Source organism: Hydrococcus rivularis NIES-593 (assembly GCF_001904635.1).
GTDB lineage: Bacteria > Cyanobacteriota > Cyanobacteriia > Cyanobacteriales > Microcystaceae > Hydrococcus > Hydrococcus rivularis.
The window spans coordinates 50,627-71,977 of record NZ_MRCB01000002.1 but is presented as its reverse complement, the minus strand read 5'-3'; the positions used below and the strand labels follow the sequence as shown (position 1 = coordinate 71,977).

17 protein-coding genes and 1 pseudogene are annotated in these 21,351 nt (G+C 44.9%); 4 read left to right on the top strand and 14 right to left on the bottom strand.

Annotation, left to right across the window (positions count from 1 at the left end):
- Positions 1 to 19: 19 nt before the first annotated feature.
- The 8 genes from NIES593_RS02645 to NIES593_RS02610 all read right to left on the bottom strand — a co-directional run bounded on the left by NIES593_RS02645 (position 20) and on the right by NIES593_RS02610 (position 8,562).
- On the bottom strand, positions 20 to 550 hold the full coding sequence (locus NIES593_RS02645) for a phycobiliprotein lyase (protein WP_073598112.1): 531 nt from the start codon (positions 548 to 550) through the stop codon (positions 20 to 22).
- Positions 551 to 638: 88 nt separating this feature from the next.
- Positions 639 to 1,316 carry a HEAT repeat domain-containing protein gene (locus NIES593_RS02640; protein ID WP_073598111.1) on the bottom strand — a complete coding sequence of 226 codons (678 nt, stop codon included), beginning with the start codon at positions 1,314 to 1,316 and terminating at the stop codon, positions 639 to 641.
- A gap of 135 nt (positions 1,317 to 1,451) precedes the next feature.
- A complete protein-coding gene (locus tag NIES593_RS02635; protein ID WP_083602312.1) occupies positions 1,452 to 2,327 on the bottom strand; it encodes an alpha/beta hydrolase in 876 nt (291 codons plus the stop codon).
- Positions 2,328 to 2,724: 397 nt separating this feature from the next.
- The gene (locus NIES593_RS02630) at positions 2,725 to 4,479 is read right to left on the bottom strand and encodes a hypothetical protein (RefSeq protein ID WP_083602310.1); all 1,755 of its coding nucleotides are present in this window, start codon (positions 4,477 to 4,479) and stop codon (positions 2,725 to 2,727) included.
- A 373-nt stretch (positions 4,480 to 4,852) separates the two neighbouring features.
- Entirely contained in the window at positions 4,853 to 5,308 is a 456-nt protein-coding gene (locus NIES593_RS02625) for an NUDIX domain-containing protein (protein WP_015144289.1), read from the bottom strand.
- A gap of 117 nt (positions 5,309 to 5,425) precedes the next feature.
- Entirely contained in the window at positions 5,426 to 6,811 is a 1,386-nt protein-coding gene (gene argH / locus NIES593_RS02620) for an argininosuccinate lyase (RefSeq protein WP_073598110.1), read from the bottom strand.
- Positions 6,812 to 6,842: 31 nt separating this feature from the next.
- On the bottom strand, positions 6,843 to 7,085 hold the full coding sequence (locus NIES593_RS02615; RefSeq protein WP_083602308.1) for a hypothetical protein: 243 nt from the start codon (positions 7,083 to 7,085) through the stop codon (positions 6,843 to 6,845).
- A 25-nt stretch (positions 7,086 to 7,110) separates the two neighbouring features.
- Complete coding sequence (locus NIES593_RS02610) at positions 7,111 to 8,562, bottom strand: PP2C family protein-serine/threonine phosphatase (protein ID WP_073598109.1); 1,452 nt, start codon at positions 8,560 to 8,562, stop codon at positions 7,111 to 7,113.
- 245 nt (positions 8,563 to 8,807) lie between these two features.
- Between NIES593_RS02610 and NIES593_RS02605 the strand changes: the two genes are divergently transcribed.
- Positions 8,808 to 9,206 carry a 4a-hydroxytetrahydrobiopterin dehydratase gene (locus tag NIES593_RS02605; protein WP_073598108.1) on the top strand — a complete coding sequence of 133 codons (399 nt, stop codon included), beginning with the start codon at positions 8,808 to 8,810 and terminating at the stop codon, positions 9,204 to 9,206.
- An 88-nt stretch (positions 9,207 to 9,294) separates the two neighbouring features.
- Here the strand turns inward: NIES593_RS02605 and NIES593_RS02600 are convergent, their stop codons facing one another.
- The 4 genes from NIES593_RS02600 to NIES593_RS02585 form a co-directional block, all read right to left on the bottom strand.
- Positions 9,295 to 11,409: a hypothetical protein gene (locus tag NIES593_RS02600; RefSeq protein WP_073598107.1), complete on the bottom strand. Its 2,115-nt coding sequence runs from the start codon at positions 11,407 to 11,409 to the stop codon at positions 9,295 to 9,297.
- Positions 11,410 to 11,614: 205 nt separating this feature from the next.
- Positions 11,615 to 12,553 (bottom strand): glycosyltransferase family 2 protein, encoded by a 939-nt coding sequence (locus NIES593_RS02595; RefSeq protein WP_073598106.1) that lies wholly within the window; start codon positions 12,551 to 12,553, stop codon positions 11,615 to 11,617.
- 129 nt (positions 12,554 to 12,682) lie between these two features.
- Entirely contained in the window at positions 12,683 to 13,870 is a 1,188-nt protein-coding gene (locus NIES593_RS02590; protein WP_073598105.1) for a glycosyltransferase, read from the bottom strand.
- A gap of 34 nt (positions 13,871 to 13,904) precedes the next feature.
- Positions 13,905 to 15,485 (bottom strand): glycosyltransferase family 39 protein, encoded by a 1,581-nt coding sequence (locus tag NIES593_RS02585; RefSeq protein WP_083602306.1) that lies wholly within the window; start codon positions 15,483 to 15,485, stop codon positions 13,905 to 13,907.
- Positions 15,486 to 15,619: 134 nt separating this feature from the next.
- Here NIES593_RS02585 and shc point away from each other — a divergent pair, with 134 nt between their 5' ends.
- The 3 genes from shc to NIES593_RS02570 all read left to right on the top strand — a co-directional run bounded on the left by shc (position 15,620) and on the right by NIES593_RS02570 (position 18,951).
- The gene (gene shc / locus NIES593_RS02580) at positions 15,620 to 17,560 is read left to right on the top strand and encodes a squalene--hopene cyclase (RefSeq protein WP_073598104.1); all 1,941 of its coding nucleotides are present in this window, start codon (positions 15,620 to 15,622) and stop codon (positions 17,558 to 17,560) included.
- Positions 17,561 to 17,689: 129 nt separating this feature from the next.
- Positions 17,690 to 17,986, top strand: a complete 297-nt coding sequence (locus NIES593_RS02575) for a DUF3288 family protein (protein ID WP_073598103.1) — start codon at positions 17,690 to 17,692, stop codon at positions 17,984 to 17,986.
- 155 nt (positions 17,987 to 18,141) lie between these two features.
- The gene (locus NIES593_RS02570) at positions 18,142 to 18,951 is read left to right on the top strand and encodes an SDR family oxidoreductase (RefSeq protein WP_073598102.1); all 810 of its coding nucleotides are present in this window, start codon (positions 18,142 to 18,144) and stop codon (positions 18,949 to 18,951) included.
- A gap of 220 nt (positions 18,952 to 19,171) precedes the next feature.
- Here the strand turns inward: NIES593_RS02570 and NIES593_RS02565 are convergent.
- A pseudogene (locus NIES593_RS02565) lies at positions 19,172 to 19,423 on the bottom strand (tyrosine-type recombinase/integrase); the annotation flags it as partial.
- Between the two features lie 65 nt (positions 19,424 to 19,488).
- Positions 19,489 to 21,300 carry an N-acetylmuramoyl-L-alanine amidase gene (locus tag NIES593_RS02560; protein WP_073598101.1) on the bottom strand — a complete coding sequence of 604 codons (1,812 nt, stop codon included), beginning with the start codon at positions 21,298 to 21,300 and terminating at the stop codon, positions 19,489 to 19,491.
- Between the last annotated feature and the right edge of the window lie 51 nt (positions 21,301 to 21,351).

The window sequence follows — 21,351 nt, the reverse complement described above, 5'->3', positions numbered from 1 at the left end:
TTCTCGGCGATCGATATAATTATGTCGATTTAGGGGGAATTTTGCGAATTTCTGAATAAAAAGCGGTTCGACTGAAGCCATGAGCATTTTTCACCAAGCTAGTTCTCAACCGTAAATTGGGACTGGCAAACCAGAGGCGTTCTTCTAAATACGTTTTGTCTTTTTCAATCATTAAAGTCAAAGCTTGGTCATTGCCCAAGACAAAGCTACCCAAGCTTATCGTTGTCAGAGGCATTCCTGTCGCAAACAAAAGTTTGCCAGTTTGAGAATTATCGCGATCGGGAACTAGGATCGTGACTGAAGAACCGCTTTGCTTGGGTTTTCCCCAATCTACCGAGTTATCCCACAACGTTTTCGTTCCTCCCAAGGTATGGCTGGGGTCAATTTTATGTTGCTGACAAAGAGTTATTATTTCCGGTCGATCTTGGGATAGTCTTTCTACAGTCAGGTCTGCTTTGTGATTTTCAACTTTTGTTTCATTTAAATGATAACTCGTGCGCTGAGAAAACCATTTACCCGCACACAGTTCGAGAAATTCCTCAATTTCCATGAATGATTCGCAAACGCTGTTCTTATCAGTTGACTCAATGAATCGTCAGAATTGACTTTATCAATTCTACCGCTGTTGTTATCCTTTATTATTCCGTTGACCCTTCTTCGAGTCGCTCTAGGGATAGGGTCGCCGCTTGACTGACTTGAGGATGGGGATCTTTGGCTAAAAATTTGAGCGCAGAAATGCTTTTTTCCGTTTTGAGGTTGCCCAAAGCTTCCGCCAGACGCTGGCGAATCAGCCAATCCTCTGAAGGAGCAAACTGAAGAAGGCGATCGACGGTATCTACTGCTTCAATTTCTCCCAAAGCCGCGATCGCGGCCTGTTGTAAGACGGCTTCCTCACTTTCTAGCGCTTTTAGTAAAACTTCCTTAGCGCGAATATCTTTGAGATTTCCCAAGGAAACCGCCGCACTAAAACGCACTAACCATTCCGTATCTTCGTAAAAGGCACGCACTAGCGGTTCAAAGGCGCGTCCGTCTTCTAAATAGCCCAAAGCGCCTGCCGCATCGGCTCGAATGCCGTAGTCGGGATCGGTCTCTAGAAGCTTCACCAAAATCTCATAGCATTCTTCCGTCTGCTTGACTCCCAAGGCAAAGACTGCCATGGAACGCACTGGCAAGATTTCGTCGTAGAGAACTTTTTTGATCAAAGGGACTGCATCTGCGGCTGGGAATTGTCGCAACGAGGCGAGTGCCAACAGGCGATCGCGAGAATTGGGACTTTCGAGTTGGACGGCGATTTGTTCTAAACTCGGCTGATTCATCAATTTATTTTTTGTCCAGCTACACCGATGTTACTAACTATATCGCTATCAATAGGGAGAGTGCGAGTGTCAGTGATTGGTTTTCACTATGAATCCAGGACTTCATCGTCTCCTCTCCCCGGAAAACCTTGCATCCTATCTTAGGGATGGGTTTCTCTTGCGCGTTTGCTCGATAAATTCCCGAATTGTTTGAAGATACTGCATCCCTCCTAGTTCAGCCGTATCGTTGTGTCCTGCATGAGGCACTAACAGCAGTTGTTTGGGTTCCGGTGCAGCCTGGTAGAGTTCCTGGCTCATTTTGACAGGGATTATCTCGTCAGCAGTCCCGTGAATGAAGAGGATTGGCATTTGCAGCGATCGCACTTTGGCAAGAGAATCGAATCGCTGAGTCAGAATCAAATCTACGGGGAAAAGCCGATATAAGCTAACCTCGTCTACCATTGCTCTTACGGATGTGAAAGCCCCTTCTACGATGATGCCCGCGATGTCGGGATGTCGTACCGCCATTTCAATGGCGATCGCGCCACCTAATGAATGACCGTAAAGAAAAATATTTTTGGGCGCAATCCTTCGTTGTTGAGTTAAATAAGTCCAGGCTGCTTCTGCATCTTCGTAAACAAGGGACTCATTGGGAAATGGTCCCGAACTTTTGCCATAACCGCGATAGTCAATAAGCAATACGGACAGTCCTAACTGGTGAAAGCGAGAAGCGCGATGGACGTTATCGCCGATGTTGCTTCCGTTACCATGAAAATAGAGCAAGACGGGAGCTTCGGCTTTTGGGGATCGTATCCACCAACCATGTATTTTCCCTGTTGAGACGGGCAACCAAACTTCCTCATAGTTGAGATTGACGTCTGCTGGCGTTGTTGCGATCGCGGCAGGCGGAAAAAAAATCATTCGTGTCTGCCAGAATTTTAAAAACAAGCAGACTCCGATGTAGACAGTTACTAAGATTCCTCCTATAACTAAAATTCCTTTGACCAAAGCTAAATCAGTAATTTTACTCACGGTTGTCAAACTAGGAGTGTCTTTCTTAATTGCGTTACTTCATACTTTTTATAAGATAAGTAGGTAAACATAATTATTAGACTTGTTGCGAATTAAATAGGTGCGTTGCTGAAACCCTTATCTTATCAGATAAGGCTCGAATTTTCAGAAAAAGCTATTTCGCAACAACTCTATTTCATATAGCCTAATGTGTTCGCATTCGCGTAGCGGAGCCGGAGGCTCTCAGCGGATGCGTAGCACCTCACGTCTCGCTCGTGCGCGAGCAAGATGCTCGCACTACCACAATATTTCCAGGGGACAAGTTTTGCAATTAATTAAGTTATTATCCTAGCCGCAAGGTGCTAACTAAATCCGATCCTACTATCAATTTCATGGTTATTTAATCTAATTAGTTCAACTAATTTTCTTCTACTTTTGTAATACAAGCTGCCTCTAATAAAATGAATTTTTCTGTTGAGACAACAGAACAGTGATCGCTCAATTTTTCCAAGGCTGGCTTTTCTCCTTTCTCTAGTCGATTAATTGTTGCAAATACACTATCTCTAAAGGAACTCCGGATCAGCCATTCTTGTTTGAAAAGATAATCTGGCTCAAAAGAATTGCGTTCTATCAGCAAAAAGTCAATACCATATTTTTTAATAATGCTTTTAGTCACCGATAAATCAGAGCTATATTGGGCACGAATCGTATCAATCGTTCTTTGCTCGATTCGATTGTAATAAGCTGGATGATAGGCGAGAGCAAATTCTCTACTCGCCAAGATCGATCGCTGGGAAAAAGCAGGGATATTATCGGACTCTTGTGCTATCGAAGCAACTAAGGTATCTTTAGGCTGCTTGGATAAAAATTCATAGACTGCTGGTGCATCTCCAACCACCCAGGTTTGAAATAAAAATAGAACTCCAGAAGGAATTGCCGGAACGATTATTACTATTGCGGCAAACAAGGCAATCAGTCCTAATAAAAATGATTCTTTGCTGGTAAATTTTGCTTGGGTTAACTTTTTCTTAGATAGCCAACGCCATCCAGATTCTAAAAGAACGAGTAAGACAATCCCTGCTGCTATTGGCATCACAAATCGAATGCTGTGATGGGTATAGCGACTAGGGAGATGGAGTTGTGGCAGCAACAAATGAGCTAGAAAAAACATTCCCAAAGAAGCAATAACAATTTGCCAGAGAATCTTCGCATCTTCTGTGACAAACTTGGCTAGCGAGAGTTGTGACTTATGCCAAAATGGCAAGGCAAAAGCAAACCAGACAATCGAGGGAAATAAGGGGATTTTTATGCCGCTAGAACCCATAAAAATAAACCAAATTGGATTGACTCCAAAATATTGATTTCTTCCCCTAAATCCAAATTCAGGCATGGCTTTCATTTGCGCCAAAGTGACAACCGTTGAAAATTCCGAGCGATCTAGAATAAAAGGGAGCAAAACGACAAAAGCAACTCCTAATCCAGAGAGCAAAAAAAAATAATCCTTTCGATCTTGAGAAAGCTGAGGCAATCCTCTTTGCCAGCGAAATAATCGTACTGTGAGAATGGTAACTTCTACTAATAATAATTGTGGATAAAATAAACCTTGTAGAGCAATAGAAATTAAAACTGGAATTAGCGATCGCTGAACTAAGTAGTATAAGAAAGCTGCAAAAAATGGATAGACAAACGCTCTAGGCGTAGCTGAAATTAGATCGTCATTATTCCAGATGACTTGATTAAAAAGTAGGCTAATTAGAAAAGCACCGCTAGGAATGGGAAAGATTTTAAGAGAGAAAAAGAAAAGATAGACAGTTGCGATCGATCCTAAAACTAGCGGTAAGATTTTAGCGAGTAAGATTGACTCGATCCCAAGCTTTGCCATGCTCCAATAGAAAAATTTATAGCCAACTGGAGCAAGAGTCTGAAAGTAGTCAGCAATGAGATCGTTAGGAAACAGTTGAGGATCGACAAATCTTTGCAACCAGACGACATGTTGTCGAACATCATCCTGAATGATGTAATCTTGACTGAATCCATGACCTATGGATACGAGTCCGAAATATAGGTTAACGCTAAGACTTAAACTAAACCAAAACAAAGTATTGGGATGGCTGAATAATTTTGAAGACTTGATCGGCACCCATAGTTGTTTTAGAGAAGTAATCGAGGACATTTGAGTTCGTCGAGGAAAAATTTAGAGAGATTTGACAAATTACTGTATCATCTATCCGTTTTAAGCTTATATAAATCCAATTTCTCATGCGATCGCGATCGCAGCTTTCTTCAACAGGGAAAGAAATGCGAAAATTAGATACAGCAAAAAAATCAAGCAATATAACCGCTAATTAGACGAGCAAAATTGAAAAAAGTTACCCATACTAGAGCAAATTGCTGGTTGACTGACAAATCTTTGTCCCCTCACCCCTAAATCCCTTCTCCCACAAAGGGCGAAGGGACTTCAGGCAAAAAAGTCTTAAGTAGAAAGAGAATATTCTTGTAAAGGCTTGGCAATAGCAAGCCCTTGCAGTAAAAAGGTTACTGGAAACTTACGCAAGGATAGTTGAGCCTTTAAAATAGTCTTGCAACTGTCGATCGTGATCGTGGGAGAGGTTGCCCAGAGGCAAATCCTCTGGCAAAAATGCTTTAGCATCCGAGACTTCCAAAGTATCTCCAATAGCTAAAGCCCCCCGAACTTCTGCTTCGATAGAAACTGTAATCGAATGAATTCTGGGATCGCGGTCTGGTGAAGAGTATACGCCAACTAATCGCCGAATCTTGACCAGTTCTAATCCGGTTTCCTCTGCCAACTCTCGACGTGCAGTCGTTGCAATATCTTCTCCCCAATCCACGATTCCTCCTGGCAAAGACCATTGACCCGTATCGCGCCGACGAATTAAGATAATTCGCCCATCTGGCAGGATCGGGATAATTGTCGTTCCCGTGACTGGATGGCGGAAGATGATGCCGATTACGGTTGAAATAAATCGCCAAGCACGAAGCATATATGAGTTATCGGTATTGCGATCGGTAGGGATGTATTCTTATCGCGACGAACGCTCGAATGATTTGCCCCTAGGTGGCAAATCCGCATTTTGATACGCCGAATAGGTTTCCAGAAGCTAGTTTTCAACTAAAGACTTAGCTTTAGCCAGAGCTTGACGAACTTGCTCGAAACCCGTCCCGCCATAACTGTTGCGAGCTGCAACCACTTGTTTGGGAGCGATCGCTTCGTAAATATCTGCTTCAAAGGCTGGATGCAATTGCTTCCATTCCTCTAAAGTTAAGTCTTTGAGCAATTTACCCGCAACGAGACTGGTCTTGACGACTTTCCCTACTAAATTATAAGCTTCCCGGAAAGGAACTCCTCGCGCTGCTAAATAATCAGCAACATCCGTCGCGTTGGAGAAATCCTCAGAGACTGCCTCCGCCAGTCGTTCGTCTCGGAATTCCAATCCCTCATCCAATAAAATCGTCATTGCCTCCAGGCAAGCTTGCACGGTTTTAACGGCATCAAAAAGGGCTTCTTTATCTTCTTGCAAGTCTTTGTTATACGCCAATGGCAAACCTTTCATCAAAACTAGCATTCCTTGCAAGTGTCCAAAGACGCGCCCGCTTTTCCCGCGTACCAGTTCGGGTACGTCGGGGTTTTTCTTTTGCGGCATAATACTCGACCCCGTGGCACAGCTATCTTTGAGGGTAACGAAATTGAATTCCTGAGATGCCCAGAGGATAATTTCTTCGCTTAGGCGACTCAGGTGAACCATAATCAAGCTAGCAGCACCCAAAAATTCGATCGCAAAATCGCGATCGCTCACGCCATCCAAACTATTGCTATAAACGCCCTCAAAGCCTAATAGATTGGCGCTGTATTGGCGATCGATGGGAAAAGTCGTTCCAGCTAGGGCACCGCATCCCAAGGGCGAAATATTCGTTCTAGAGCGAATCTCTCCCAGGCGTTCCCAGTCTCGCTGCGCCATTTGAAAATACGCTAGCAAGTGATGGGCTAAACTTATCGGTTGCGCTCGTTGTAGGTGAGTATAGCCGGGGATGAGGGTTTCTACGCGAGCTTCGGCATGGCGCAGGAGAACCCGTTGAAACTGCCGCAATCGATGCCGGATCTCGTCGATGCGATCGCGCAGATAGAGGCGGATGTCGGTGCCTACTTGGTCGTTGCGCGATCGCGCCGTGTGTAATTTTTTGCCTACATCGCCGACGATTTCTATCAATCGTCGTTCGACGGCAAAGTGAACGTCTTCTTGTTCGATGCCGGGATTAAATTTGCCTTCTCGATATTCTTGGCAAATCTGTTCCAATCCGGCGACTAACTGTCCAGCTTCCGATTGCTCGATAATTCCCGTATGGGCAAGCATTTTCGCATGGGCAATCGAACCCGTTATGTCGTATTCGATCAGTTCGAGATCGAAACCGATGCTGGCATTGAAACGGGCGATCGCGGGATGCAGCGTCCCTTCAAAGCGATCGCTCCAAGTCTTTTTTTCTGTCACGGCAAACTACTATATCGCTCCCAATGGGAAATTAATATGCGGTAAAACTCCGAAAAATATAGCCCAGGACGAACCCGATCAGCAATGCCCAGACTTGACCCGATTCAATAAAGTTATTGAAAGCATCTTGCATCTGAGCCAAAACATCGACATCTTTATCGATTTTGGCGATTACCGTCACTGCGTATTGAACGCTCGATGCGGTTGATGTTTCTTTTGCCGGGAGAAAAGTGATAAATTGGCTTCTCAGGCTCTGTCCTTTCAAATTCTCCATGGAGATTTGTTCCTCTAAATATAGCTTACTCCGAAGATTGTACCCGCATCACCACTAAGGTCATATCATCCCCATTACTATTTTCTCCGCCAACGAAGCGATCGACTTGCTCGAATAGATAGTCGAGAATTTCTTGAGGGCTGTGACATTGCTGGCAGGCTCGCCGAAAAGCTTCTATCAAGCCTTTTTCTTCAAAGCGATCGCCGTTGGGATTTACCGCATCGGTAAACCCATCTGTATAGTAAATAATGGTATCTCCTGGCTTTAGCTGAACCTTGGCATCTTCGTATTGAGAATCGGCATCCACGCCAATCAACATTCCATTAGTATCCAAGCGTTCGATTTCTTGGCTAGAAGCTCGCCACATGAGCGGGGGATTGTGAGCAGCATTACTGTAAGAGAGAATCTGACTTTGAGGGTCGTATTCTGAATAAAATAGGGTGACAAAGCGATGAGACTTGTCTAAATCGGCATACATGACCCGATTTAAGTGTTGCAAAATTTGAGCGGGAGAATGACGGTTGAGAACTTCTGCCCTCAGCATTCCTCTGGTCATGGTCATGATTAGACCTGCCGGAACTCCTTTGCCCATCACGTCGCCGATGACGATACTCCAGGGAACGCAGCAGGCAGTTTGCTTGTCAATCTTGCCTTCTTGGGTTTGCCTCAGTTGGTCGTAGTTAGTGGGAATGAAGTCGTAGTAGTCTCCGCCGACGCGATCGGCATTTCTGCACCTAGCAGCCAGTTCGACCCCTTGTATTTTTGGGCATTTCCTGGGTAGCAGGCGTAGCTGAATTTCTGAGGCAATTTCTAGTTCTCGATCCTGACGTTCTTTAGAGCGCAATTCGACGGTCAATTCGTTATTGGCGATCGCTACGGCTGTTTGATCGGCAACTAGCTGAAGCAACTTTCGCCGAGTTTGAGTCCAAACGTAGTCTGGATCGTTACTAAAGATATAAAAACGCCCTCTCTCGACATTTTTGACCAAAACTGGCGTGCTGTAGAGTCGTACTTGGGAACCCAAAGCCTGCCTGATTTGCTCGTCAAGCAACGATGGTAATAGCAAGACAGGCGAATTGTTTGAATTTTTGTTTCTTTGGTTTTCTGAAGTATTGGCCTGACGAATCACGCCATCGAGCAGACGACGAAGTTCTTGAGTCGCCTGATGTTCCTGACAATGTAACTGTTCTAGGGATACCTGCCCGTTGGATTTCAACAAAATCAGAGCGCTGCCATCAGCATCGGTGACTCGTGCCGCCATTAATGGCGTTAACTCCAAAAATTGATTGAGGTTATTAAAGCTACGCAAAGCAAAGCCTAGAGAACTCAACAAATTTTGAATTTTGTTTTGTTCTCGGTACAAACTAGCTACCAGTTCCTTCAGTGCCAATACCGGCGTAGTTTCAGTTCTGACACCACTAGGGTTTGCATTCTTATCGGTTGAAGAGGGCTGGCGGGGAATAGGCACAGCAGTCATTGCACTTAGAAAGCATTAATTAGGCTTACAGTAAAAATTTATCAGTCAGGCAAACTAGGCGTATAAGTCATGCTTGCCCAGTTCAGACTACCACTATAGTAGATACGACACTAAATCTAACCAAACTAGAGTTGATACATAATAGCGCTCATTGGTACTCCTGCCAATGCCCCTAGACAAAAATCTGAAAATTTATCTCGATCGGGATAAATTTATGTTTGACTTAGTTGTTTGTTCTATTCGCCATGCTTTCTAATCTGAAAAAAAATCTGACATTAGGTATAGCGATCGCCTGTCTTCTCCTAGTTCATGCTAGCTATACTCTAGCCAACGAACCGCCTAACAATTCAACTAGACTGACCCAAGCAGAGATATCCCAACGGATAAAAAACTTACCTGGCTGGACGATTGAAGATGGGCAGCTTCGTCGTACCTATTCTTTCAGCAATTTTGTCGAGGCGATCGCTTTTGTCAATCGCTTGGTAGCACCTGCCGAGACAGCAGGACACCATCCAGACTTATCGATTTCTTACAATCGAGTTACTGTCAGTCTGACTACCCACGATGCAGGCGGACTAACCCAAAAAGACTTCGAGCTAGCCCAAATTATTTCTCAACTATTTTCTCAGACTCAATCGGAATGAATCTAGGCAAACGAACGGGCGATCGCTCGTTCGCAAATGCGATCGCCTAAAAAGGTGTTTTACAAGTTGGTTTCTTAACAAGACTTCATCATATTTTTTCTTCTTTGTGACTTTTATTCGAGATTTCTTCGCCAAACAGTTCGTCAAATCCATCGAGATCGAGATGTCCATTTGAAGAAGTCTCTGAAGAGTGAGCCTCTGTTTCTTCAGTTTGGAACATATCTAATAATTCCTTTTCGGAGCCACCAGCATTTTCCTGGAAGAAGTTATCCAATTGGTCTAATTGTTCATTCTGACCCGAATCAACTTGCGAGTCAGAGAATAAGTCGCCCCAATCCGAGTCGTCTGCTGAGGCGGCTTCGCCTGCTGATTCGGTAGCAAAGGGATCTAGGGATTCGGCTTCCAAGCTCTCAAAGCTAGCCATTTCTGGTGCGGCTTCAGCGGTCGAGTCAGAGAATAAATCTCCCCAATCCGAGTCGTCTGCTGAGGTGGCTTCATCGGTTGGTTGTGGGGCTTCTGGGGTAAAGTTCTCGAAGCTAGCTGTTTCGGCTGCTGATTCGGCAGTAAAAGGGTCTAGAGATTCGGATTCAAAATTCTCGAAGTTAGCTGTTTCTTGCAGAACTTCGGCGCTTGCGTCAGAGAATAAATCTCCCCAATCCGAGTCGTCTGCTGAGGTGGCTTCATCGGTTGGTTGTGGGGCTTCTGGGGTAAAGTTCTCCAAGCTAGCTATTTCTTGCGGCGCTTCGACGCTTGCCTCAGAGAATAAATCTCCCCAATCCGAGTCGTCTGCTGAGACGGCTTCGCCTGCTGATTCGGTAGCAAAGGGGTCTAGGGATTCGGGTTCCAAATTCTCGAAGCTAGCTGTTTGTGGGACAGCTTCGGCTGAGAAGGTGTCTTGGGGGGCTTCAGCTACTGGTTCGGTAAAGGAGTCTAGGGATTCAGATTCAAAATTCTCGAAGTTAGCCATTTCTGGTGCGGCTTCAGCAGTCGAGTCGGAAAATAAATCTCCCCAATCCGAGTCGTCTGCTGAGGTGGCTTCATCGGTTGGTTGTGGGGCTTCTGGGGTAAAGTTCTCCAAGCTAGCTATTTCTTGCGGCGCTTCGACGCTTGCCTCAGAGAATAAATCTCCCCAATCCGAGTCGTCTGCTGAGACGGCTTCGCCTGCTGATTCGGTAGCAAAGGGGTCTGGGGATTCGGGTTCCAAATTCTCGAAGCTAGCTGTTTGTGGGACAGCTTCGGCTGAGAAGGTGTCTTGGGGGGCTTCAGCTACTGGTTCGGTAAAGGAGTCTAGGGATTCAGATTCAAAATTCTCGAAGTTAGCCATTTCTGGTGCGGCTTCAGCAGTCGAGTCGGAAAATAAATCTCCCCAATCCGAGTCGTCTGCTGAGGTGGCTTCATCGGTTGGTTGTGGGGCTTCTGGAGTAAAGCTCTCCAAGTTAGCTGTTTCGGCTGCTGATTCGGTAGCAAAGGGATTTAGGGATTCGGGTTCCAAATTCTCGAAGCTCGCTGTTTGTGGTGCGGCTTCGGCTGAGAAGGTGTCTTGAGGAACTTCGCTTGTTGATTGGGCAAACGGGTCTAGGGATTCGGGTTCCAAGCTCTCGAAGCTAGCTGTTTCGGCTTCTTGTGCTTGGGGTTCTGAGACAAAGCTGTCGAAGGCTGCAACACTTTGCTCGGACTCCGGTACAACTTCAGCAACTGATTCTGCTACAGGTTCTTCTGTCTCTTCGGACGCTGATGACCCAAAAGCAGCAGCAGCGGCTCCGGCTACTGCGGCGGCTCCAGCAATGGCAGCCATTCCTGCTATCGATTCTGTTGGTGAAGGAGGATGTTCTTCCTGGGCTACTGCCAGATTAGAATTCTCTGGCACAACAGCCTGACGAGCTTGTTGCAGTTCTTGAATTTGCGTTTCATAATTAGCTCGTAATTCTTCAATTCGAGCTTGATAAGCTGCTTCGATTTCCTCAAGTTTAGACTGATGGGCTTGCTCTAATGCTTGAATTCGATTTTGATAAGATTTTTCGATTTCTTCTGACGGTTTGCCTTGAGATTGCTGAAGTTCCCGAAGTTGAGCTTCAGTTTGCTCTAGGGCTGCACGGGCTTGCTCTAATCTATGTTGCGTATTTTCTAACTGGCGCTTTTGTAACCAATATAATAAGCCTGCTCCTAACAGAAAACCAATAATACCAACAAATACCAATTCCATAAGTGCCTCCAAAATGAGTAAGTTATTCTTTATTAGGTAATATGCCCAATATTCTCGATCGAATTACAGAACTTTATCTATTGACGGTTTTCTTATCTAAGATATTTGAATACGTCACAAGTCACTTCTATATCTATGCAATTGTCGATATAAGGCTTACAAATATAAAGAAAATCTTTAGATTTGACCGTCAAAATTTTATAACTTAAGAACTCTGCTGTATTTCTTCGTAAGCGGCATAAACGCCCCTAACATTGTGCCAATTTAAAAAAATTCGCGCAATTTCTAGAGCAAGTTGAGATTTACCGCGATCGATTAACCATTGCAATAATGGAGCCATGCTATGCTCGTTAAATCTACCTCCGAGGGAGAGAATCCCCCACAGAAGGCGATGAAGCCAAGTCATCTGGATCATCATTCGTACTTCCCAAGTAGGATGCTTTTGGTAAAAAAGAACTCCCATGCGTCCGCGATGAATTTCTTTTTCGATCAGTTTGGGAATTTGGTCTAGGCTAAAGGGAGGATGCCAATGATAGCCTACAGCAGCCGGACATTTGATCAATTTGAGTCCTAGTTTTTTGAGACGAATGCCTAATTCTAAATCTTCCCAACCGTAAAGTTGAAAGCGGGTGTCGAAAAGTCCGGCTTGTTCGAGCCATTTCCGGGCGATCGCAACATTGCCAGTAGCAAAATAGGCGGTTGAAAAGTCAGTTAGTTTATAGGGTTCGGCAGTAGGATTGTCGAAATTACAGGTATTGATGACCCAGCCGTAGGTAAAAAGGCGATCGCTGCCTAGTTGTTTTTCTCCTTTCACCAAGGCATCAGCGTGTGCCTGAAGAAATTGCTCGGTGACAATTAAGTCGCTATCAATAAAGATAATTATATCTCCTTTGGCTTTTTCTACGCCTAAATTTCGAGCTGCCGCAGCTCCTTGACGAACTTGAGAGAAACAACGAACGTGAGGAAATTTATCTGCACGAGTTGCTAACCATTCTAATGTTCCATCGGTAGAACCGTCATCGACCAGTACAACTTCATAGCTGCTAACTTTAGTATCGGTCAATTGCTGATTTTCTAAAGCTGCTAAGCATTTTTCTAAAATAAGCTTCCGGTTATAGGTGGGGATAACAATGCTGAAAAACACGATTAATCTGATAATCTGATAATGAGACTGTCTTAATTTTTTTTAATTATCAATCAAATTTGCACAATCGAAGAAAATTGTGGCGGAAAAAGTTGGAAAAAAGTCAAAGTTTAACATACACTGGCTCGACTACATTTGAGGATAAACTCGACCTTTCCAGGCTCCGCCTTGTCCTCGCCAATAACGAACGGCAGAATCAATTGTCATCAGTATATAAAGAAAAGCGATCGCCGGCAAATAAAATGCCCATAAGGGGGAGATTTTGTACAGTTTAATAGTTGGCAAATATGCAACAGTCATAAGCGACCAAGTAAATAAGCTAGTTATAGCGGCTATCCAATCTCTCGTCAATATGCTTATTACCAATCCTATCGGAGAAGCTAAATAGGTTAAAACCATACCGAGCAATGTAGCGAGTAACAACCAAGCCGAATAGTTAAGCTGTGTAAAAGCTGTCCGTGCGATCGTATCCCAGATACTAGACAAGGAAGGATAGGTTCGCAAGCTATGAGTAGTGGTTGTCAATCCTAACCAGATTGATTTTGTTCGATCTGATTGACTGCTAAATTTTACTGCTTGGGCTAGAGTACAATCATCGATCAAAGCTTGTCGGACTGCTAGAATGCCACCAATACACTCTAACGCCTGACGCTGGATTAAAATGCATCCTCCAGCAGCGGCAGCAGTAGGATTCTTAGGGTCATTTACCCAAGCAAAGGGATAAAGTTTTTGAAAGAAAAAAACCAATGCCGGAATCAGAAGTTTTTCCCAAAAAGTCTGACATTTTAACAACACCATTAAAGAAACTAAGTTTAGATTGTCTCTTTGAGCCTTAATAACTAGCTGACGAAGATTGGTAAGGTCATGCTCGATATCGGCATCCGTAAGCCAAAAATAATCGGGCAATAGCGTTATTTTTTGAGCCTGACTAATTCCTTGTTCTATTGCCCAAAGTTTCCCCGTCCAACCCGGCGGTAAAGGTTGGGACTCAATGAGTTTTAATTGCTGAGTTTTGTTTAATTTTTCGGCGACTTCTTTAGCTAGGTTTGCCGTTCCATCCGTACTGCGATCGTCTACTAAAATGACAGAAAAAGAGCCAGGGTAGTCTTGATTCAAAACCGATTGCAATGTAATTGGCAGTAAGTCAGCTTCGTTACGAGCAGGAATTATTGCCGTGACTGAAGGATAAGATTCTAGTTCGACTGTCTGTGATTTAAAGCGTTGATTCGATCGCCAAAATTGCCCGCGAAATCCCAATAAATATATCCAGATAATTGCGGAGATAATTATTAATGATAAAAAAATGCAATCGCTCATTTCTTTTTTTGAGCTATGTTATTAGATATTTCAATCATTGCTCTCCAATCTTCTCCAACTTCAACAGCCAACTTTTTAACATATCTTTTGGATGATATTTTTTTTCTCGTTCGAGCTGCTTTTCTAATTTAGAAGAAGGTTGATAGACAAAAATATTGTCAAAATTCCCAGGAATTTTTAGAGAATAGGGCTGAGATATTAACAAGAGTTTAACCCTCCTATTGAGTAAATGACTGAGAGATAAAATTCTTCCCGGCGTATTATCGCTAATGACAAGAGAATTGTTGGTTTGATTGATAATTTCGGCGATTTGAGGATTATAATAACCGCTGGATTTATTCCACCACGCTTGTGCTTGAGAACTAATCGCACAAGAAATAATTCCCACTGACATAAGTGCGACGAGAAAAAAGCTCCAGAATGACTTCCACCTGGATTTTAAGGCGACGAGTTGAGTCGAAAATAGATAGGCTATAGCTAGCTCAATACCAATATAGCTAGGAATTAAATAACGACTGTCACTAGACCGTTTTCCTCCTAAAAGAATATCGGGGATCGCTAAGGCTAGGGCTGTTCCGATTAAAATTATAATAAATAAATAAGTCTCTTTTGAACGCTTACGAACAAGGTGATAAAGAGCATAGATTGTTAGCAAGAAAATAATCGGAAAAAAATAATCGCCGAGATTAGGAATATCTACAAAAATTCGGTAAAGACTTTGACACCAGCTTTTGATTAAAGCTGGCAAACCTATGTTGATATTAGTTCTAGAGACATTGCTACTAATTTTAGATGATTGAGCGATCGCAACGATTAACCAGGGAACAAAAGCAAGAAATCCTCCTATGATCGACAAAAGATAGACCAAAAAACGTTTACTCAGTCGAAAGCGTTCGACGAACAAAACATAAATACCATGTCCGGCGACAACCAGGATAGATAGGGTATGAGAATAAAGTGCCAAGGCTACTGTTGCCGCATATACGACCCAACTTATCTTGGTCTGGACTCGCAATGCCCTCAGCAGTGCGGCGCTCGACAGTAATATGGTAACCGTCCACAGGCTATACTGTCTTGCCTCTTGCGCGTAGAGGATGTGAAATGGCGAAACAGCTATCAAAACCATAGCAATCCAGCCAGTTAGAGGCAAATTAAACAATTCTCGGCACAGCCAATAGAGACAAGGTAAAGCTAGCAAACTCAAGAGAGCAGATAAACTTCTAATAGCAGCGATCGAACTGCCAAACCAATCTACCCAAACTCTAGCCAGGACGTGATAGAGAAGCGAAAGATGAGCGTCTTCGGTTGCCAGAGAGTTAATAACGCCATCTAATCCTTTTTCGGGATTGGGGCGTTGATACTTCATTATTTCAGAGACATCGATCGTTCTGCCATCATAGACCTGCTGGATTATCTCGGCTTCGGTATAGCCGCTTATTCTTAGAGAGGTTATAGCTTCGTCATTCCAGTAAACTTTTCTGTCTAAGTTAGCAAAGCGAAAAAAAATCCCGATCGCTAGCACGATAGCCAAAAGCGCGTATAGCCAACGCCAATTAGAGACCCCAATTCGCCCCGGTTTTTCTAAGCGCGATCGCTTGACGCTCGTTGTCTGCATAATTTACTCGCTCGCGACTTACTAAATTCTATAAGCAGACTCGGTGAAGATTTAGTAAAGCTTTCCTAGAAGGCAGGAACAAAACCAGACAACCTGCTACCTTATAGCAAGTAAGTCATGTCGATTGGGAATATATGCAGACGCAAGACAGAGTGACTCGCGACGGGGATTCAAAAGCCTTTTCTAAGGTCAGCGAAGCCATTGCAGCCAGCCAAAATTATCTACTTTCAATTCAAGATCCACAAGGGTACTGGTGGGCGGAACTAGAATCTAACGTAACGATAACCTCAGAAGTCATCCTACTGCATAAAATTTGGGGAACCGATCGCGATCGACCCTTATACAAAGTAGAAGCTTATCTACGCGCCGAGCAACGAGAACATGGCGGTTGGGAACTCTTTTACGGCGATGACGGCGATCTCAGTACCTCGGTAGAAGCTTATATGGCACTGAGGTTGTTGGGAGTTCCCCAAAGCGATCCTGCATTGCTTCGCGCTAAAGATTTTATCCTTAAGCGAGGCGGGATCGGTAAAACCCGCATTTTCACTAAGATTCATCTGGCTTTGATTGGTTGTTATGACTGGCGGGGCGTTCCTTCGATTCCGCCCTGGATTATGCTATTTCCCGAAAACTTCCCCTTCACGATTTACGAAATGTCGAGTTGGGCAAGGAGTAGCACCGTTCCCCTCCTGATTGTTTTCGACAGGAAACCCGTTTTTGTAACCGAACCCGCCATTACCCTAGACGAATTGTATGCCGAAGGCATTGAGAATGTGCGATATGAATTACCCCTTCGGGGCGACTGGACGGATGCCTTTGTCTGGCTGGATAAAGCCTTTAAATTAGCAGAAGATTTGCATTTAGTTCCCTTGCGACAAGCAAGTCTCAATGCGGCTGAAAAATGGATATTGGAAAGACAAGAAGTCACCGGAGATTGGGGCGGAATTATCCCGGCAATGCTGAATTCCCTGCTAGCATTGCGAGTTCTGGGCTACGACGCAGCCGATCCCGTTGTAGAACGGGGGCTGAAAGCGATCGATAACTTTGCGATCGCAACAGAAGAAACTTATCGAGTACAGCCGTGCGTTTCTCCGGTTTGGGATACGGCTTGGACGCTACGCGCTTTGGTAGAATCGGGGATCGCGCCCGATAATCCCGCTCTCGTTCGCGGTGGAGAATGGCTGCTAGGCAAGCAAATTTTGAGTTATGGAGACTGGACAGTCAAAAATAAACAAGGCAAGCCTGGAGGGTGGGCATTTGAGTTTGAAAACCGCTTCTATCCCGATTTAGACGATTCTGCCGTCGTCGTTATGGCATTAAACGGGCTAAAACTGCCCAACGAATCACTCAAACAAGCTGCCATCAAGCGATGTGTTGTTTGGATGGCAACGATGCAGTGTCGATCGGGGGGGTGGGCGGCTTTCGATGTCGATAACGACCAAAACTGGCTCAATTATTTGCCCTACGCCGATCTCAAAGCCATGATAGACCCCAATACGGCAGATGTGACGGCTAGAGTACTAGAGATGCTCGGTTCTGGGAATTTAAGGATGGATGGCGATCGCATAGAATGGGCGATCGCGTTTCTAGAAAAGCAACAAGAAGCAGATGGCAGTTGGTTTGGTCGTTGGGGCGTGAATTATATATACGGAACGAGTGGGGCGATCTCTGCCCTAGCCGTTATTGCACCTCGGACTCACCAACGCCAGATCCAAGGCGGTGCCGCTTGGCTAGTCGGCTGTCAAAATCCCGATGGCGGCTGGGGGGAAACCTGCCGCAGCTACGACGATCCCACCCTAAAAGGAAAAGGGGTCAGTACTGCCTCGCAAACGGCTTGGGCGTTGATAGGTTTGCTAGCAGCAGGTCAAGCAACGGGTAAATTTGAGCAAAAGGCGATCGAAAGCGGCGTTAACTATCTCTTAGCCACTCAACGTTCCGACGGCACTTGGGACGAATCTGAGTTTACGGGAACGGGTTTTCCCGGTCATTTCTATCTCAAATATCATCTTTATCAGCAATATTTTCCACTGATTGCTCTAAGCCGCTACCAACGATTGCAATCTTATATTGGTTAACTTAAGATGACCAAAATCTAAAAATAATCATAAGTCCTCAATAATCCAAAATCCGCCGTTCTCCCGGAACCGCTTCCGGGAGCGTGCGGCGGCTTCGCCAAAATCCAAAATCTAAAATCCAAAATTGAAATGGCTTCGGCAGGAAATTCTCGAGATCAACAACATCCTCTAGAAAAGCAGGATCGGGAAATTGTCAATCGTCTTTTGCAAGGAAATCCCGATCCCTTAAACTTGGCAGAACTTGCCCGACTGCGGATTCGTTACCGAAATTTTCCGGGGGCGAGGGATATTCAACGAGACTTGGATGTAATCCTGAGACGGTGGCAAATAACCGAAGAACAACTTTTTGAGAAAACGCGCCAACTTCATCTGACGGAGCGAATTTATCAGCGTCGCCAAAGCGAAGAGCAACAAGATTGGAGTTAATGGGGGTGCGATCTGCGATCGCAGTTTAGATAAACTTTTTCTAGCTACAGATGAAGAGAAGCGATCGCTATTGTCATTTTCTGGTCATTTTTATTGTGAAACCTATAGATAAGGGACGCGATCGCTCTGGTATTTGTTGAGAAAGGGAAAAGACGATGAAAGGATTAAAAGACAAAAATGCTCTAATTACAGGGGCAACTTCGGGGATAGGGCAAGCGATCGCGATTCGTCTCGCTCAAGAGGGTTGCAATATCGCCATTAACTACCGTAAAAGTCCAGAAGCGGCAGAAGATACCGAAGAAATGGCATTGCAGAAAGCCTGCGGCAATATTGAAAACTGCGGCGTTCAATCCCTGCTAGTGCAAGGCGATCTCTCTTCCGAGCAAGACATTGTGGAGATAGTCTCTACTGTGGTAGAGAAATTTGGCAGTCTCGATATCCTCGTCAACAATGCCGGAATTCAAATCGAATGTCCCTCTCACGAAGTCAAAACAGAAGCGTTCGATCGCGTTCTTGGTGTAAATCTTCGGGGTGCTTATCTATGCGCTCGCGAAGCGATTAAACATTTCCTGACACGAAACCATCCTGGGACAATTATCAACATTTCTAGCGTTCACGAAATTATTCCCAGGCCGATGTATGTCAGCTACTCCATCAGCAAAGGCGGCATGGAAAACATGACCAAAACTCTAGCACTAGAGTATGCTAATCGAGGAATTCGGGTTAATGCGATCGCGCCAGGTGCGACTATCACACCGATTAACGAAGACTGGACAAAAGACCCCGAAAAGAAAGCGGTTGTAGAAAGTCACATCCCAATGGGTCGTGCGGGGACTCCTGAAGAAATGGCTACCGCCGTTGCTTTTTTGGCTTCTTCCGAAGCGACATATATCACCGGACAAACCTTGTTTATCGATGGCGGATTGACGCTATATGCGGATTTTCGAGAAGCTTGGTCGGCTTGATTCCCTAAATAAGCAGAAAAAATCATGAATAGACCGAATTTTTTAAAAATCCTATCTCACCGGGAAAGTATGGCGATCGCGATACCCAAGGCGATCGCTCAATCGACGGCACCAGAGGCATCTACAGAACTGAGACGTTAATGAAGCCAACTTACAAGGAGCCGATTTAGAGAATGCAATCGGGATCGACCCAACAGCTCGAACTCGATAAATATTAGCTCTAGAACCGCGTCGTGCGAACATCTTTATGTCCTAATAATTCCTGTACCGTGCGGATATCATATCCATCCTCAAGTAAATGTGTAGCAAAGCTGTGGCCAAAGGTATGACAACTGGCGTGTTTGGTAATTCCTGCTTGGCGAATAGCTGTCTTTACTACCCTCTGTAGCGAATCTGGGTAGATATGATATCGACGAACTATACCCGAACGTAGGTCTTTGGAACGATTATTAGCAGGAAAAACAAATTGCCAGCGCACTTGAGCGACATTGGGAAGTTAAAACAAGTATAGACAGACAGGTTTCAATCAAAAAGTAATTATTGTTTATTTTGCTGAATATACTCGATAACACCGCGAGCGATCGCAAGAGCCATTTGACGGCGATAAGTTGGGTTTTTCAAATTAGCGGCATCCCGATATCCGGTAACGAAACCAACTTCGACCAACGTCGCTGGCATGCTAGATTTTCTCAGCACATAAAATCTGGCTTTCCTCACACCGCGATCGCTTACGTTGACAGTCCTGAGAATGCTTCTGTGAATCGTGTCAGCTAGCGTGCGATTGCCGAAGTAATAGACCTCTAACCCGCTTACATCGGGACGACCTTCGCCCATTGAATTGGCGTGAATGCTAACAAATAAGTCAGCCCCAGCGCGATTTGCCATATCCGTTCGTCCTTGAAGACTAACGAAATAGTCGCTGTTTCGAGCCATCATCACGCGTACCCCTTGCTGCTCTAACAAGCGAGCGACTTCTTGAGAAATAGAAAGAATAACATCTTTCTCGCGCAAGCCGCCAAGACCGATCGCGCCCGGATCTTGCCCTCCATGTCCCGGATCGATGAAAACTAAAATATCCGTTTGAGGCGTGTTGGGTAGGGAAGTTGAGGGAGAGGTTTCTGCTGGTGGGGGAACTGGGATGGGGATAGGTTCGGAGTCAGAGTTAGTCGTTGTCGGCGGAGGGTTAGAAGCTTTAAGCGATCGCAATTCTAACCCCAGCAGTTCATCTTCGAGGGGTTGAAGTTGTCCGACTCGAACGCCGATCGCTGGCTTAATGAAAATGACTACCGTTCGGTCATCTTCTTGCCGAAGCGTTACCTCGTAGATCGGACTATTTCTATCCAGCACAAGTTCCGGAAAGGAGTCGGAGAGTCGAGCATTGGGAATGTGGATTTCATAGCGATCCTCTAGACGATTCCAGTTAGCCGTTCCGTTAATTTGTCCATCAGAGCGAATGAGTAAACGATTCATATCGCTATCTAGTTCCAGTGACTTGATGATGGCGATATCGGAGTCAGAATCATCGTTTGCTTCCTCCATCTGGATTTGAGAAACTCGGTCGCGCTCCCAAGCACTCACTCCGCCTCTCGGCATCAGAACCAATCCCCCAAATCGGCTGTAGATAGCTTGCCAATCCTGGCTCTCTTTGTCTACGTTCAGGGTAATTTTAGCGGAAGGAGGAGCGGTAGAGGTCTGGGAAAACTGAATGTCTTTTACCCCGTAGCTGTTAACGGGTAGGGTTCGCGATGCCAAAGTAGCAGGTAGAGTAGCGCCATCTAGACTGATTTCAATCGAGGAGCGATCGCGGCTGCGTTTAATTCTAATCTTGCTGTTGTCGCCGTCGCGATCGAGACGAATAAAGAAGCCGTTGCGCGTCACTTGAAAATCTGTAGTATCAGTTGGTTTTCGAGAAGCTACCAAAACTGGAGTACTAATAGACCGAGAAGGGATCGTATCTGGGGAATTTGAAGGCGTCGGTAAGTCTAACGTCCACTGAGTTGGGGATAAACCTCGAATTCTGACTTGTTGAGGGTCGAGCGTGTATCCTGGTGCCAATTCAATAACTAAGCGAGTCGTTTGCTCGTCAAACTGACCGACTCGCACGCTGCTGACAGTTCCGCCATAGGCTTGTCTGACGCTAGGACGACCTAAAATAATTCCTGGCAAGTCGATAAGTACGCGAGTGGGATCGGAGATCAGTTGCGCTTTGGGTTGGACTCCGCTATCTGTGGTAAAAATTAATCGGCTTTGATTCGTCTCAAATCGCCAAGATAAGAGTCTGCCTGCTTCTGCTGGAGAGGCAAATAGAAAAAGGCTTATAAAACTCGGCAGTAGCCAGTAAACTTTCACGATTGTTACTCCTCCTGAAACGGCTGCGACTCTATCTAGATTGAATCTTTG